A 15,722-nucleotide genomic window follows, 5' to 3' on the forward strand; every position below is an offset into this window, starting at 1 on the left:
AAGGGGCGAGCAGGGCGAATTCGGCGAGCGGTGTGACGAGGATCGCCTTGACCGAATTCCGTCAGGCGTTGACAAGAATCCAGGTATTTCCTACTGTTTAAATGGGTTAGCTTGTCAGGCGCTCGCACGCCACACGGAAGGCGAGGTGGTCATGATCCTCCCCACCACCGGGCGTAGGGGCGCACCCGTCTCCCCGTTCCTCGTCGCCCGGCTGCACATCGACCTGTGTCGCGTGCTCAGCGCACGGTGTCCCCGCTCCCTCGCTCGCTGACCCTGCCGGAATTTCCGCATTTCACCGAGGGAGCACCATGCCCGAAATCACCATCGACATCGCGCCCGACACGAGATCCGACACCGCTTTCCCGTCGCCGTCACTCCCGGAACCGCCGCACTCCGGCGGCGCCGCCCTCACCGACCTGCCCGACCCGTACCCGCCGGTGGACGGCCCGGAGGCGCACCGGGTCGCGGTGATCCGGGCGCTCGCCCTGCACGGCGGCGTGCCGGTCTCCCGGCTGTTCCCGGCCCGGCTGCACCGGGAGATCGCCGAGCTCGACGCCGTGATCGACGAGTACGTCGCCGGCACCATCCGCCGGGTCGCCGCGGCGGCCACGCAGGAGGAGTACACCGCCGAGCGGCGGCGGCTCACCGCCGTGTTCCACGAGTTCGACGGGCGGCTCGCCCGCACCCGGTTCCTGCTCGGCCCGCGGATCACCGAGCCGGACATCCGGCTGTGGACGCTGCTGGTGCGTTACGACCGCGGCTACAACCCGTTCGCCCGGATCAGCAAGCTGCGGCTCGTCGACTTCCCCCGGCTGTGGGCGTACGCCCGGGACCTCTACCAGCACCGGCCGTTCCGGGACACCACGGACTTCCCGGCGATCGCCCGGCTGCCCGAGGCGCCGCCCCCGCCCTACTTCCACGACGCGCCCTGGCGCATCCTCGTCGAGCCGTACGTCGCCGACTGGGAGTCGCCGCACGGGCGAGAGCGCCCGTGATGGAGCCCGCCGGATTCGCGTACGAGCACGGCCTGGTCTACCTGTCGGCCGGGCACGTCGACGGGCTCGTGCTCGACCGGGTGCCCGCGGGCGAGCCGGTGATCGTGCGCGGGGCCGGGCCCGCGTTCCTGGACCTGCTGGAGCCGCTCACCGTGGGGCGCGGGGGCGGCTTCCGGCCGGGCGTCGACGGGCAGCCGGTGTACGCGGCGAGCGGCGACGAGCCGCTGCTGTTCGTCGGCTCCCGGCGCGGCGTGCCGTACCGCACCCGGATCGGCTACCCGCTCGAGGAGCCGCCGCCGTACGGCGGATTCCTGGGCGACCTGCCGGACGGGCCGCTCGACTACCGGCGGGACGTGTGGCCGCACATCGCCAAGGAGCTCGCCTACGCGTACTACCACGAGCTGTTCCGGCGGCACCCGGAGCGGGTGCGCATGCGGTGGGACGAGTTCGCCGCGGCGTACGCGGCCGAGCCGTGGGACGGCAAGGCGATGCGGGCGCTCATCCGCCGGGCCGTACCCGGGCACGCCGACCGGCTCAACCTCGACCGGCTCGACCGGCCGCTGCACGGGATCCGGTTCGGCGACTCCGACGGCCTGCAGCGCTGGATGCGCGGCTACCTCGTCGCGGACATCGACCGGCGGACGAACCCGGCGTACAGCGCGGACCTCGCGCTCGTGCACGCGATGCGCCGGGTGCTCGACGCGCTCGCCGGCACGGCCGGCGGGATCGACCCCGCCTACCTCGACCTGTACGGCTTCGTCACCGGCGGGCCGTCCCCGGACCGGCAGCGCGAGCTGCTCGCGCTCGCCCGGGCGGGGATCGTCACGTTCCTCGGCGCCGACGCCTGGGTCACCGCGGACCGCGTGGCCGGGATGTGGCGGGCGGGCAGCCCGGGTGTACCGGGGCAGGTACGGGCGAAGACCCTCATCGACGCCCCGTCGCCGGTCGCGCTTCCGGAGACTAGTCCGATATATCAGGTAGGAATAGTATAGAAACCGCCTTCCCGCGAAGGAGCAGACATGGCACCGCGCGCCACCGGCACTCCGTCCCCCGCAGGGACGGCCGACCTTGAGGCGTTCGTCCGCGACTGGGAGGAGTGGCACCGGCGGCACGAGGCCGCCCGGGCCGACCGGCACGGCTTCCTCGCCATCACCGGGCTGCACTGGCTCACCGAGGAGCCGCAGCGGCTGCCCGACGCGCCGGGGGAGTGGTCGACCGGCCCGGACGGCGTGGTCGTCACCCTCGCCCCCGGCGAGGAGCTCGTCGTCGACGGCGAGACGGTGGGCGGGCGGTACGTGTTCGGGGTGATCCCCGAGCGCGGCGAGATCAAGGCGCGGTGGGGCGACGCGGTGATCGAGGTCGCCCGGCGCGGCGGGAACGACATCGTGCGGCCCCGCCACCCGGACAACCCGGTGCGCACCGGCTACACCGGCACGCCGGCCTTCCCGCCGGACCCGCGCTGGGTGGTCACCGGCCGCTACGTGCCGTTCGACGCGCCCCGGCCGACCACCGTCGGCGCGGTGGTGGAGGGGCTGCAGCACGTGTACGACGCGCCCGCGCGGGTGGAGTTCGAGCTCGACGGCCAGGCGCTGAGCCTCACCGTGTTCAACGGCCGCACGCCGGGCGCCCTGCTGGCGCTGTTCACCGACGCGACCTCGGGCGTCACCACGTACCCGGCGAACCGCTCGCTCGCCATCGACCCGCCCGCCGCCGACGGCACCGTCGTCCTCGACTTCAACCGGGCGGTGAACCTGCCCTGCGCGTACACGAAGTTCGCCACCTGCCCGCTGCCGCCGCCCGAGAACAGGCTCCCGGTCGCGATCGAGGCGGGGGAGAAGGATCCCCGCAGGCACGGCTGACCACGCGGACCGCCTCACGCGACCGGGACCGCCGCCCGCCCGATCGGCCACCTCCCGGGCGGGCGACGGTGCCCTGCCCGCGGGCCTGCGCGTCTCTCCGCAGGCCCGCGGGCGCTCCGCCCGCCGCGAGCGGGCGTGGCGCGCCCGATGCGCCGGAAGCCCGGGCCTCGCCGGTGGCGAGGTGCGACAGTGGACGGGTTGTGCCCGGCGACCGCAAGACCGGAAGGGTGAGCGATGACCGAAAGGACAGAGGTGAACAGATCGGCCGGGAACGGGCGGGCGGCCGGGCGGCACGTGCTCGACCACGCCGCATGGGCGTCGCTCACCGGCCCGCACGCGCACTTCGCCGAGCGGCGCGGCGACGTGGTGCGCTACCCGGAGGACGTCTCGCCGTTCCTCGCCCTGCCGCCGGACCCGCGCCCGTCCGACTGGGCCGACCTCGCCGCGCTCGCCGGTCCGGGCGCGGTGGTGACGGTGGCCGGGCTCACCGACCCGCCGCCCGGCTGGGAGGTGGTGGCGCTCATCCCGGGCGTGCAGCTCGCCGGCGACGGCGTGGCGCCCGCGCCCGACCCGGAGGCGGTCCGGCTCAAGGCCGACGACGTGCCCGAGATGCTTGACCTCGTCGCCCGCACCCAGCCCGGGCCGTTCCGGCCGCGCACCATCGAGATGGGCGTCTACCTGGGCATCCGCCGGAACGGCCGGCTCGTCGCGATGGCCGGGGAGCGGCTGCACCCGCCGGGCTGGACCGAGATCAGCGCGGTCTGCACCGACCCGGAGTTCCGCCGCCAGGGGCTCGCCACCCGGCTCGTGCGCGCGGTCGCCGCGGGCATCCGGGCCCGTGGCGAGACCCCGTTCCTGCACGCCGCCGCCGACAACACCAACGCCATCCGGCTGTACGAGTCCCTGGGGTTCCGGCTGCGCCGCGAGGTCATGTTCGGCAGCGTGCGGGTTCCGGAGAACGTCCCGGTCGGGTGAGCGACCCACACCCCGGCACGGAGCGCGTCGTGACCGTTGGCAGCGGTTGCGGCACGCCGTAACCGGGCGGCTCGCCGTACCGGACCCGCTCCACTCCGTCGAGAAGAGGGTGCCGCACGGCGAACCGGGCCCGTTCCTTCCGCCCGCTCCTGACGATGAGGGCCGAGGTCGTGCCCGTGCCCCTGCCGGCGGCGCGGTGCATCGTGTCGGGGATTCGGCGACGCGGACGCCGGGGCCGCGGTCTCGGCTCAGGCGCACGTCCTTCAGGCCCATGTCGCAGGCGTGAGGTGGTGCCGCGGATCTTCGGCGAGAGGGCATTGACAGCCAAACCTGGTTTTCCTACTTTTTAGGTAGGTTTGGTTCGCCGGAACGGAAGTCGGCCATGAAGTTCTTGTTGATCACGCTCATCGCGCACGGACCCGATCCGATCACCGGCGAGCTGAAGTCCACCACAAAGCGGTTCCGCGAGGTCGTGGAGACCGCGGTGCTCGCCGAGGAGCTCGGCTTCGACGGGTTCGGCGTGGGGGAGCGGCACGAGCGGCCGTTCATCTCCTCCTCGCCGCCGGTGGTGCTGAGCCACATCGCCGCGCGCACCTCGACGATCCGGCTGTTCACCGCGGTGACCACGCTGAGCCTGCTCGACCCGGTGCGGGCGTACGAGGATTACGCCACGCTCGACCACCTGTCGAACGGCCGGCTGGAGCTGATCATCGGCAAGGGGAACGGGGTCGCGCAGGCGCGGCTGTTCAACGTCACCCCCGAGGACCAGTGGGACCGCAACGCCGAGGGGTACGAGCTGTTCCGCCGGCTGTGGCGGGAGGAGAAGGTCACCTGGAGCGGGCGGTTCCGGCCGCCGCTGCACGAGGCCGAGGTCTTCCCCCGGCCGCTGCAGCGGCCGATCCGGGTCTGGCACGGCAGCGCGACGAGTAAGGCCTCGGTGGAGCTCGCCGCGAGGTGGGGGGATCCGCTCTTCTCCGCGAACGTCACCAACCCCATCGAGCCGTACGCCGAGCTGATCGATTACTACCGGGAACGCTGGGCGCACCACGGGCACGACCCGAAGGACGCCCTGGTCGGCGCGGGCAGCGCCGGGTACTACGCCGCCAAACGCTCCCAGGACGCGATCGCGACGTACCGCCCGATCTACGAGGCGCGGGTGGCGCGGCTGCGCAGCGTCGGGGTGGAGCCGGTGTTCCCCACCCTGGAGGACGCGATCGAGCGCAGCTCGATCCTCGTCGGGAGCCCGCAGCAGATCATCGACAAGATCCACCGGTACCACGAGCGGTTCGGCCACGAGGTGATGCACCTGCACGCCGACGCCGACGGGCTCACCCCGGCCCAGCACCGCGAGACGCTCGAGCTGTTCCAGAGCGAGATCGCCCCGGTGCTGCGGAAGGAGATCCCGAGCCGGCCGTTCCCCGGGCCGGTCACCGCGCCGCCCCCGGAGCCGTACGTGCCGCTCAGTGCCGCCGCGCCCGGCACGGTACGGCTCAACGAGGGGTGACGAAGCGGGATAAAACCGCCAATCCAGGTTCGGCGAGTTTGGAAAGCGTTCGGGGGACGGCAGACCCACACCTGAGAGGTGGAAGATGAGCGAGAGCGAAGCGCTTCGCCGCGACGAGCCGCCCGCGGCGCCCGGCGGCCGGGCGCTGAGGATCAACGAGGACTGGGCCGCCACGATCATCGGCCTCGTGCTGCTCGCGCTGGTGCTCACCGGCGTGATCCCGGTGGGGGTGGTGCCGTGATGAGCGCCGACGACGCGAAGGTCCCCCAGGCGGCGACCGCGGAGACCGTCCCCGCGGGCGGGGCCGCGGCACCGGCCGAGGCCGGCCGTACCGCGCAGACGCCGGTCGGCACGCTCGTCGGGCTGCTCGTGGTGCTCGCGCTCGCCGCGGTCACCCGGGTGCTCGACAAGAACGTCCCCGACTGGACCGAGGGCACCGCGTTCGGCGAGGTGGCCGCCGCGATCGAGTACCCGGTGTACGCGATCGCGCTCGGCCTCCTCGGCAACGCCGTGCTCACGGCCACCGGGTTGCGTGACCGGCTGTCCGGCGCGTTCCGTACCGAGTTCTTCATCAAGACCGGCCTGGTGCTGCTCGGCGCCTCGATCAACCTCGCGGTGATCGTCACGGCCGCCGGGCCGGCGATCATCCAGGCGATCGTGCTGATCAGCGCGGTGTTCCTGTTCACCTGGTGGCTCGGCGGGAGGTTCGGGCTCGACGCCCGGCTGCGCGCGCTGCTGTCCTCGGCGGTGTCGATCTGCGGCGTGAGCGCGGCGATCGCCGCGGCGGGCGCGGTCCAGGCCAAGCGGGAGCAGCTCGCCTACAGCGCGAGCCTGGTGATCGTGTTCGCGCTGCCGTCGATCTTCCTGCTGCCGTGGCTCGCCTCAGTGCTCGGGCTCACCCCGGAGGTGGCGGGCGCGTGGATCGGCGGCAACATCGACACCACCGCGGCGGTGACCGCGGCCGGTGCGATCGTCGGCGAGGACGCGCTCGCGGTCGCCACGATCGTGAAGGTCACCCAGAACGCGCTGATGGGCGTGGTCGCGGTCGCGCTCACCGCGTACTTCGCGTTCCGGGTGGAGCGCCGCGCCGACGCCCGCCGTCCGGGCCTTGCGGACCTGTGGCACCGGTTCCCGAAGTTCGTGCTCGGCTTCATCGCCGCGTCGATCATCGCCACGCTGTACCTCGGCGCGGTCGGCTCGGACGCCGGCAAGCCGGTCATCGGCACCGTCAACGACCTAAGGAACTGGTTCCTCATCCTCGCCTTCGTCAGCATCGGCCTGGAGTTCCGGGTGGCCTCGCTGCGGGAGGCGGGCTGGCGTCCGGTCGGGGTGTTCGCCATCGCCACGGTGGTGAACCTCGCCCTGGCGCTGCTGCTCGCCTCGCTCCTGTTCAGCGGCTTCTCGGTGACATGATCGGAACGTGACCCGCGGGGCGGGCGGAGAACCCGTTCGAGGGCCGGTGCGGTAGGACGCGAGACCGCACCGGCCCGGTTCTTCATGCCCTGTCCAGCGTAACCTTAATTACCTACCTGATGTATGGGATAATTTGCCTATGAGCCTCGATCGGATTCGCCCGTCGCGATCCCGCGCCGACTCCCCGCTCACCGCGGCGATCCTCGCCGGTCGCTGGATCAGGTCCGCCGCCGTCGACGACGAACACGGCCGGTACTGGCGGGCGAACCCCGATAGTCGTGGCCGCTCCGCGGTGAGCCCGGAGCCGCTGTCGCTCTACTCCGGCGCCGCCGGCATCGTGCTGTTCTTCCTCGAGCTGGCGGCCGCGACCGGGCACGAGGCCTACCTGGAGGACGCCCGCCTGGGCGCGGACCGGCTCGCCGCCACCTGGCGGAGCCAGACCGACCTCACCCTCTACCACGGCCTCACCGGCACGATGATCACCCTGATCGAGGCGGGCTGGGCGCTCGGCGAGAGCCGGTACGAGGCCGAGGCCGCGGCGATCGCCGAGACGATCGCGAGCCGGGCGCGGCGCACCGGCGACGGGGTCGGCTGGACCCTCGAGCCCTCGCAGCGCGGCGACGGCGGCATCATCCTCGGCCTGCTGCGCGCCGCCGCGCACTTCGGCGTGCCCGCCTACCAGGACCTCGCGATCGAGGCCGGGCTGCGCGTCGCCCGGCTCCCGGTGCCCGGGCACGGCTTCGGCAACTGCGGCGAGGCCCCCGCCGACCTGCCCCCCGACGCGGTCACTCCGGGCTTCCTCTCCGGCACCGCGGGCACCGCCTTCCTGCTCGCCCGGCTCTACGGCCTCACCGACGACCGGCGCTTCCTCGCCGCCGCGCGCAGCGGCGCCGACTTCGTCCGCGCGGTCAGCTCGGTGAGCGAGCGCTGCGCCGTGGTCCCGCACCACTTGCCGCAGGGCCGCGGGCTGTACTACCTCGGGTTCTGTTCCGGCTCGGCGGGCGTGGCCCGGATGTTCTACGAGCTGTACCGGGTGGCGGGCGACCCGGCGGACCTGGAGTGGCTGGAGCGGCTGGCGAACGGCATCACCGGCAGCGGCGTGCCGTACCGGCAGACCGAGGGCTTCTGGAACGTGGTCTGCCAGTGTTGCGGTACGGCGGGCCTGATCGAGCTGTTCGTCGGGCTGTGGGCGGTCACCGGGGAGGCCGGGCACCTGGAGTACGCCCGCACGCTCGCCGCCAACCTCATCGGCCGGGCCACCGACCACGACGGCACCGGCTACCGGTGGTACCAGGCGTACCGGCGGCTGCGCCCGGGCGAGGTGACCGCGGACACCGGCTACATGGTGGGCGCGGCCGGCATCGGCGCGGCGCTGCTCCACCTGGACGCGGCCGGGCAGCCCGACCTCGCCCGCCGGGTGATCCTGCTGCCGGACAACCCGTTCCCCGCCATCCCCGTGCCCCCGTCCGCGCTGCGCCGCGCGGACACCTAGCGGACCCGGCGAGTCCCCGCGAAGCAGGCGGCCTGGTATCCCCGTTGACACTGCTCCCTACTTTCCCTACTTTTTATATAGGTTTTGCCGGAAGGGGACACCATGACGCCGCCGCACAGGCAGATCCACCTGGCCGCGCACTTTCCCGGGGTGAACAACACGACCGTGTGGGCGGATCCCCGCGCGGGCAGCCAGATCGACTTCTCCTCCTTCGAACACCTCGCCCGGACCGCGGAGCGCGGGAAGTTCGACTTCTTCTTCCTCGCCGAGGGCCTGCGGCTGCGGGAGCACAAGGGCCGCATCCACGACCTCGACGTGGTCGGGCGGCCCGAGTCGCTCACCGTGCTGTCGGCGCTCTCCGCGGTCACCGAGCGGCTCGGCCTCGCCGCCACGGTCAACACGACCTTCAACGAGCCGTACGAGCTGGCCCGGCGGCTGGCCACCCTCGACCATCTGTCCGGCGGCCGGGCCGCGTGGAACGTCGTCACCACCAACGACGCGTTCACCGGCGCGAACTTCCGCCGCGGCGGCTTCCTCGACCGGGCCGACCGGTACCGCCGCGCCGAGGAGTTCGTCCGGCTGTCGCGCACGCTGTGGGACTCCTGGGAGCCCGACGCGGTCGTCGCCGACCCCGAGCGCGGCGTGTTCGTCCGCCCCGGCGCGATCCGCGAGTTCCGCCACGAGGGCCCGCAGTTCACCGTGGCCGGGCACTTCACCGTGCCGCGCAGCCCGCAGGGCCACCCGGTGATCATCCAGGCGGGCGACTCCGACGAGGGCCGCGAGTTCGCCGCGGCGAACGCCGACGTCATCTTCACCCGGCACGGCACCCTCGCCGAGGGCAAGGCGTTCTACGCCGACGTCAAGTCCCGCCTCGCCCGGTACGGCCGGCGGCCCCACGAGCTGAAGATCATGCCGGGCGTCACGTTCGTGATCGGCGACACCGACGCCGAGGCCGCCGAGCTCGCCGCCGAGATCCGCAGGCAGCAGGTGAGCCCGCAGACCGCGATCGCGTTCCTCGAGCAGATCTGGGGCCGGGACCTGTCCGGCTACGACCCCGACGGGCCGCTGCCCGACATCGAGCCGGACCTGTCCACCGAGGTCGCCGAGGGCCGGGTGAGGCACCACGACCGGGCCGCCGTCGCCGAGCGGTGGCGTGCCGTGGCCCGGGAGAAGGGGCTCAGCATCCGCGAGCTCGTCATCGAGATGACCGGCCGCCAGTCGTTCGTCGGCTCGCCGCAGACCGTGGCCAAGAGCATGGCCGAGTTCGTCGCCGCCGGGGCCGCGGACGGCTTCATCCTCGTGCCGCACCTCATCCCGGGCGGGCTCGACGACTTCGTCGACCGGGTGGTGCCGCTGCTGCAGGAGCTCGGCGCCTTCCGCGCCGAGTACACCGGCACCACGCTCCGCGACCACCTCGGCATCGCCGTACCGGCCGGGAAGGAGGCGGCATGACCACCGGCCACCTGCACCTCGCGGTCGCCCTCGACGGCGCCGGCTGGCACCCCGCGGCCTGGCGCGAGGCGGGCGCGCACGCGCGCGAGCTGTTCACCGCCCGGTACTGGGCGAAGCTCGCCGGCGAGGCCGAGCGCGGGCTGCTCGACTTCGTCACGATCGAGGACGCGTTCCGGCTGCAGTCCACGCTCCCCGACGACGTCGACGACCGGACCGACCAGGTGCGCGGGCGGCTCGACGCGGTGCTGCTCGCCGCGTCGCTCGCGCCCCGCACCCGGCACATCGGGCTGGTGCCGACCGCGACCACCACGCACACCGAACCGTTCCACGTCGCGATGGGCATCGCCACCCTCGACCACGTCAGCCGCGGCCGGGCCGGGTGGCGGGTGCAGGTCTCGCCGCGCGCCTCGGAGGCCGCCCACTTCGGGCGGCGCGCGATCCCCCGGCTCGACCCGGAGTTCCGCGACCGGGCCCTGCTCGCCGAGCTGTTCGAGGAGGCCGCCGACGCGGTCGAGGTCGCCCGGCGGCTGTGGGACAGCTGGGAGGACGACGCGGAGATCCGCGACGTCGCCACCGGGCGGTTCATCGACCGCGACAAGCTCCACTACATCGACTTCTCCGGCCGGTGGTTCTCGGTGAAGGGCCCGGCGATCACGCCCCGGCCGCCGCAGGGCCGGCCGATCGTCGCCGTGCTCGACCACGGCGGTACGGCGGTGCCGTACGAGCTGCCCGCCCGCGCCGCGGACATCGTGTTCGTCACCCCGCAGGACCGCGAGGACGCCGCCCGGATCGTCGAGCGGGTGCGCGCCGTGCCCCGGGACGGCGAGCCGCTGAAGATCTTCGCCGACCTGCTCGTCTTCGTCGGCCCGGACGCGGCCGAGCGCAAGGCCCGGCTCGACGAGCTCGACGGGGCCGAGCTCGTCTCCGACGCCGCGATCGTGGCCGGCACCGCCGACGAGCTCGCCGACCTGCTGCTCGACTGGCGCGAGGCCGGAATCGAGGGCTTCCGGCTGCGCCCCGGCGCGGTGCCCGCCGACCTCAAGGGCATCGCCCGCGGCCTCACCGCCGCGCTGCGGCGGCGGGGCGCGTTCCGCCACGCGTACGAGTCGGCCACCCTGCGCGGGCTGCTCGGCCTGCCCCGCCCCGCCAGCCGCTACGCCACCGCACCCGGAAGGCTGCCATGACCGCTCCCATCCCCCTCTCGATCCTCGACCTCGCGCCCGTGCCGGCCGGCGCCACCCCGGCCGACGCGCTGCGCAACTCGCTCGACCTCGCCCGGCACGCCGAGCGGCTCGGCTACCGCCGGTACTGGGTCGCCGAGCACCACTTCGCCCCGGGCGTGGCGAGCTCCAACCCGGCCGTGCTCATCGCGCTGATCGCGGCCGCGACGAGCCGGATCCGGGTCGGCTCGGGCGCGGTGCAGATCGGCCAGCAGACCAGCGCGACCGTGGTCGAGCAGTTCGGCATCATCGACGCGCTCCACCCCGGCCGCATCGACCTCGGCATCGGCCGCTCCGGGCAGCGCCGGGCCGAGCTGCTCAGCGGCAAGCCCGGCGGCCAGCCGGACGGCCACGGCCCCGCCGAGGCCGCCCCGGCCCGCGAGGCCCGGGTCGTCGACGGCCTGCTCATCCCGCCGCCGTTCGACTACACCGCGCTCGGCAAGCACCCGCACCTGGTGCTCCAGGCCGAGCTGCTCCACCAGCCCGGGGCGCAGCCGCCGGACTTCGCCGAGCAGGTCGACGAGATCGTCGGCTTCCTGCGCGGCACGCGCACCCTGCCCGACGGCACGCCGGTGCACGCCGTGCCCGGCGAGGGCGCCGGCGTCGAGCTGTGGATCCTCGGCAGCAGCGGCGGCCAGAGCGCCAGGGTCGCGGGGGAGCGCGGGCTGCCGTTCGCGGCGAACTACCACGTCGCCCCGTCGCACGTGCTGGAGGCGGTGACCGCCTACCGCGAGGCGTTCCGGCCGTCCGACGTGCTCGCCGAGCCGTACGTGATCGTCTCGGCCGACGTGCTCGTCGCCGAGGACACCGCGACCGCGCAACGGCTCGCCGCGCCGTACGGGCCGTGGGTGCGGGACATCCGCACCGGCCGCGGCGCCCAGCCGTACCTCACCCCGGAGGAGGCCGCGGCGCTGCCGTGGACCGACGAGGACGCCGCGCTCGTCGCCGACCGCGTCGACACCCGGTTCGTCGGCGCGCCCGACGAGGTGGCCGAGGGCCTGGAGACGCTGCGCCGCGTCACCGGCGCCGACGAGCTGATCGTCACCACGATCACCCACGCGCACGCCGACCGGGTGCGCTCCTACGAACTGCTCGCCAAGGCCTGGGGCATCCCCGGCTCGCCGGAATGAGAGGACCCGTGAGAACCAGACGCCTGTTCCCCTTGCTGGTCGCCCTCGCCCTCGCGGCGAGCGCCTGCGGCTCGCCGGGCGGCGGCTCGGCCGCGTCGTCCTCCGGCGGCGGCGACCGGCTCACCTGGGCGATCGAGACCGAGCCGATCACGTTCAACCCGCACCTGTGGGGCCAGAACAAGGCGCGGCTGCTCGTGTTCAACCAGTTCGACGCGCTCGTCGCGCGCAACGCGAACGGCGAGTTCGTGCCCTGGCTCGCCAAGTCGTGGGAGGTCTCCGAGGACGGCCGCGTCTACACCTTCGAGCTGCGCGACGACGTCACCTTCCACGACGGCGAGAAGTTCGACGCGAACGCGGTCAAGGCGAACTTCGACAAGCTCGTCGAGCCCGGCTACAACCCGGCGGTCGCCTCCATCCAGCTCGCCAGGTTCAAGTCGGCCGAGGTGGCCGGGCCGTACACGATCAAGATCACGCTGAAGGAGCCGGACGGGCTGTTCCTCGACTTCCTCGCCTCGCCGCTCGGCGGGCAGGTCTCGCCGAAGTCGCTGAAGGAGGCGAAGGACCTCAAGGCCGGCGGGCCCGACGTGGTCGGCACCGGGCCGTTCATCCTCGACCGGTACGTGCAGGGCCAGGAGGTGCACTACCGGCGCAACCCTGACTACAACTGGGCGCCGCAGGGCGCCGCGCACCAGGGCCCGGCGCACCTGTCGGAGATCACCTACCGGTTCCTGCCCGAGGCCGCGGTCCGGGTGGGCGCGCTCACCTCCGGCCAGGTGGACGTGATCGAGGGCGTGCCCGCCACCGAGGTGAGGCTCATCGAGAAGGACCCGGGCCTCACCCTGCAGACCGCGCTCAACTCCGGCACCGCGTTCTCCTACTACTTCAACGTCTCCCGGCCGCCGTTCGACGACAAGCGGGTACGCGAGGCGTTCCGCGAGGCCGTCGACCTCGACGCGGTGCTGCGGTCGGTCTACCAGGGCACCGCGACCCGGGCGTGGAGCATCATCGGCCAGGCGAGCCCGTTCTACGACCCCTCCCTGGAGCGCACGTACGGCGGCGACATCGCCAAGGCGAACCGGCTGCTCGACGAGGCGGGCTGGACCGGCCGGGACGCGGAGGGCTACCGCACCAAGGACGGCAGGCGGCTCACCGTGCGCACCGTGGCCTCGGCGCCGTTCGTCCGGGACCGCCGCGACATCCTCGCCCAGGCGATCCAGGCGCAGGTGAAGCAGAACGCCGGCATCGACTTCCAGGTCAAGATCGTCGACCAGGGCACCGCGCAGCAGGCGGCCGAGGAGAACGAGTACGAGATCTTCGAGAACTCGCGCGGCGACTCCGACGCGGGCGCGGCGCTCAACCTCATCCTGCCGAAGAACGCGCCGATCAACCGCACCCGGTTCACCGACCCCGAGATCGACAAGTGGCTCGCCGAGGCCTCGGCCACCTCCGACCAGGCCAGGCGCAAGGAGCTCTACACCAAGGTGCAGCGGGCCGTGGTGAGCGAGCACGCCATCGTGTTCCCGATCTACGTCCCGGCCGACCAGATCGCCGCCCGCTCCGGCGTGCACGGGCTCGGCTTCGACCCCGGCTCCGGCACCCCGAAGAGCGCCTACGAGGTGCGGATCGGCACCTGAGCCCCGCCGCATGACGACGCAAGGAGTGACGACAGTGCCAACCTCCGGAGGCGCGCGGTGAGCGCCACCTCCGCAGGCGGATCGGCGGCCACCGGCGGCACCCCGGTGGCCGCCGGGCGGACTCCGCCCGCTCGTCCGGCCCCACCGCTCCCAGAGACGAGCGGGCGGCCCTCCGCCCGGACCGCCGGCCGCGGGCTGCTGCGCGCGATGGCCCGCCGGATCGGCTCCGGCATCGTGGTGATCTGGGCGGCGGCCACCACCGCCTACCTCGCGCTGCTCGCCGCGCCCGGGGACACCGTCGACATCCTCATCGGCGACGGCCCGGACACCCCGGAGATCCGCGCCGGGATCATCCGCGAGTGGGGCCTCGACCGGCCGGAGATCGTGCAGTACCTCTCCTACCTGGGCCGGCTGCTCCAGGGCGACCTCGGCCGCTCCTACCAGCTGCAGCGCGGCGTCGGCGACATCCTCGCCGAGCAGATCGGGCCGAGCGCCCGGCTCGCCGTCGCCGCCGCGGCCACCGCGATCGTGCTCGCCGTACTGATCGCGCTGGTCACGGCCGGGCGGGGGCCGTGGGCGCGCCGGGCGGTCTCCGGGGTGGAGCTGCTCGCGGTGTCGGTGCCGACGTTCGTCATCGGCATCGTGCTGCTGTCGGTCTTCTCCTTCAGCCTCGGCTGGTTCCCGGTCTCCGGCGACGAAGGGTGGAAGTCACTGGTGCTGCCCGCGCTCACCCTCGCGCTGCCCGCGGCGGGCGTGCTCGGCCAGGTGCTGCGCGAGGGCCTGGAGAAGGCGCTCGAGCAGCCGTTCGCCACCACCGCCCGGGCCCGCGGCCTCACCGAACGCGCCCTGGTGGCCCGGCACGCGCTGCGGCACGCGATGCTGCCGGGCGCCACGCTCGTCGGCTGGTTCGTCGCCCAGCTGCTCACCCAGGCGATCATCACCGAGGCGGTGTTCGGCCGTCCCGGCGTCGGGCGGGTGGTGCTGCAGGCGGTCACCGGCGGCGACATGCCGGTGGTGATGGCCGTGGTGATCCTGTCGGCGGTCGTGTTCGTCACCGTGAGCACCGTGCTCGACCTGCTCTACCGAGTCATCGACCCGCGCCTGAGGAGCTCGTGATGGCCCAGGTGGCCCTGCGCCCGGCCCGCCCGTACGCGTACCGGCTCGCGCTGCCGGGGGCGGTGCTCGCCGTCATCGCGGTGGCCGTGGTCGCGCCCGGCCTGCTCACCGGGACCGACCCGCTCGCCGCGGACCCGCTGCACGCGCTCGAGGGGCCGAGCGCCGCGCACTGGTTCGGCACCGACCACCTCGGCCGGGACGTGTTCTCCCGGGTGGTGCACGGCGCCCGGCACTCGCTCAGCATCGGCGTCGCGGCCACCGGGCTCGCCGCCGCCGCGGGCGTGCTGCTCGGGCTCGCCGCCGGGCTCGCGCCCAAGTGGCTCGACGAGGTGCTCGCCCGCTCGTTCGACGTGCTCGCCACCTTCCCCGAGCTGCTGCTCGCCCTGCTCGTCATCGCGATCACCGGCCCCGGCACCGCCAACGTGATCTTCGCGATCGGCATCGCCCAGATCCCCAACCTCGCCCGCGTGGTCCGCGCCCAGACCTTCGTGGTACGGCGGGCCGGATACGTCGAGCAGGCGGTCACCTTCGGCCTGCCCGGCCCGGCGCTGGTCGTGCGGCACGTGCTGCCGAACGTGCTCGGCCCGGTGCTCGTGCTCGCCACGATCGTGCTCGCGCAGTCGATCATCGCGGCCTCCGCGCTCAGCTTCCTCGGCATGGGCCCGCAGCCGCCCGCGCCCGAGTGGGGGGCGATGCTCTCCGAGGCCCGCAACTACATGCGGGTGGCCTGGTGGCAGGCGCTGTTCCCGGCCGCGGCGGTCGCGGTCACCGTGGTGAGCCTCACCGCGGCCGGGCGGGTGCTGCGCTACCGCTTCGAGGGCCGGGACACATGACCGCGCCCTGCCTCCGGCCTGGCCGTACCGCCGCCTGGTCACCCCCGGGAAAGGAGCGACAGTGACCCCTCTCACCCCTCGCGTGCACCCGGCACCCGC

Annotated in this window: 14 protein-coding genes; all 14 read left to right on the plus strand. The window is 73.6% G+C overall.

What is annotated here, in order from left to right; genetic code table 11:
- Positions 1-308 precede the first annotated feature (308 nt).
- The 14 genes from FHX40_RS04035 (at position 309) to FHX40_RS04095 (ending at position 15,623) form a co-directional block, all read left to right on the plus strand.
- Entirely contained in the window at positions 309-995 is a 687-nt protein-coding gene (locus FHX40_RS04035; RefSeq protein ID WP_142258364.1) for a glutathione S-transferase C-terminal domain-containing protein, read from the plus strand.
- On the plus strand, positions 995-1,987 hold the full coding sequence (locus FHX40_RS04040; protein ID WP_142258365.1) for a hypothetical protein: 993 nt from the start codon (positions 995-997) through the stop codon (positions 1,985-1,987). Before FHX40_RS04035 ends, FHX40_RS04040 begins: the two co-directional genes overlap by 1 nt.
- Positions 1,988-2,014: 27 nt before the next feature.
- Positions 2,015-2,854 carry a DUF1684 domain-containing protein gene (locus tag FHX40_RS04045; protein ID WP_142258366.1) on the plus strand — a complete coding sequence of 280 codons (840 nt, stop codon included), beginning with the start codon at positions 2,015-2,017 and terminating at the stop codon, positions 2,852-2,854.
- A gap of 234 nt (positions 2,855-3,088) precedes the next feature.
- Entirely contained in the window at positions 3,089-3,829 is a 741-nt protein-coding gene (locus FHX40_RS04050; protein WP_142258367.1) for a GNAT family N-acetyltransferase, read from the plus strand.
- A gap of 382 nt (positions 3,830-4,211) precedes the next feature.
- Positions 4,212-5,333, plus strand: a complete 1,122-nt coding sequence (locus tag FHX40_RS04055) for an LLM class flavin-dependent oxidoreductase (protein ID WP_142258368.1) — start codon at positions 4,212-4,214, stop codon at positions 5,331-5,333.
- An 85-nt stretch (positions 5,334-5,418) separates the two neighbouring features.
- Positions 5,419-5,574 carry a hypothetical protein gene (locus tag FHX40_RS24920; RefSeq protein WP_170198652.1) on the plus strand — a complete coding sequence of 52 codons (156 nt, stop codon included), beginning with the start codon at positions 5,419-5,421 and terminating at the stop codon, positions 5,572-5,574.
- Complete coding sequence (locus FHX40_RS04060) at positions 5,574-6,746, plus strand: YeiH family protein (protein WP_142258369.1); 1,173 nt, start codon at positions 5,574-5,576, stop codon at positions 6,744-6,746. The genes FHX40_RS24920 and FHX40_RS04060 overlap by 1 nt, the downstream gene beginning before the upstream one ends.
- Before the next feature lie 139 nt (positions 6,747-6,885).
- The gene (locus tag FHX40_RS04065) at positions 6,886-8,238 is read left to right on the plus strand and encodes a lanthionine synthetase LanC family protein (protein WP_142258370.1); all 1,353 of its coding nucleotides are present in this window, start codon (positions 6,886-6,888) and stop codon (positions 8,236-8,238) included.
- Positions 8,239-8,340: 102 nt separating this feature from the next.
- Positions 8,341-9,690 (plus strand): NtaA/DmoA family FMN-dependent monooxygenase, encoded by a 1,350-nt coding sequence (locus FHX40_RS04070; protein ID WP_142258371.1) that lies wholly within the window; start codon positions 8,341-8,343, stop codon positions 9,688-9,690.
- Positions 9,687-10,874 carry an LLM class flavin-dependent oxidoreductase gene (locus FHX40_RS04075; protein ID WP_142258372.1) on the plus strand — a complete coding sequence of 396 codons (1,188 nt, stop codon included), beginning with the start codon at positions 9,687-9,689 and terminating at the stop codon, positions 10,872-10,874. Before FHX40_RS04070 ends, FHX40_RS04075 begins: the two co-directional genes overlap by 4 nt.
- Positions 10,871-12,040 carry an MsnO8 family LLM class oxidoreductase gene (locus FHX40_RS04080; protein ID WP_142258373.1) on the plus strand — a complete coding sequence of 390 codons (1,170 nt, stop codon included), beginning with the start codon at positions 10,871-10,873 and terminating at the stop codon, positions 12,038-12,040. The genes FHX40_RS04075 and FHX40_RS04080 overlap by 4 nt, the downstream gene beginning before the upstream one ends.
- 8 nt (positions 12,041-12,048) lie before the next feature.
- A complete protein-coding gene (locus FHX40_RS04085) occupies positions 12,049-13,674 on the plus strand; it encodes an ABC transporter substrate-binding protein (protein WP_229789072.1) in 1,626 nt (541 codons plus the stop codon).
- 57 nt (positions 13,675-13,731) lie between these two features.
- Complete coding sequence (locus FHX40_RS04090) at positions 13,732-14,790, plus strand: ABC transporter permease (RefSeq protein WP_229789073.1); 1,059 nt, start codon at positions 13,732-13,734, stop codon at positions 14,788-14,790.
- Positions 14,790-15,623 carry an ABC transporter permease gene (locus FHX40_RS04095; RefSeq protein WP_142258375.1) on the plus strand — a complete coding sequence of 278 codons (834 nt, stop codon included), beginning with the start codon at positions 14,790-14,792 and terminating at the stop codon, positions 15,621-15,623. The genes FHX40_RS04090 and FHX40_RS04095 overlap by 1 nt, the downstream gene beginning before the upstream one ends.
- The last annotated feature ends 99 nt before the right edge of the window (positions 15,624-15,722 follow it).

The sequence above is a fragment of the Thermopolyspora flexuosa genome (assembly GCF_006716785.1).
GTDB lineage: Bacteria > Actinomycetota > Actinomycetes > Streptosporangiales > Streptosporangiaceae > Thermopolyspora > Thermopolyspora flexuosa.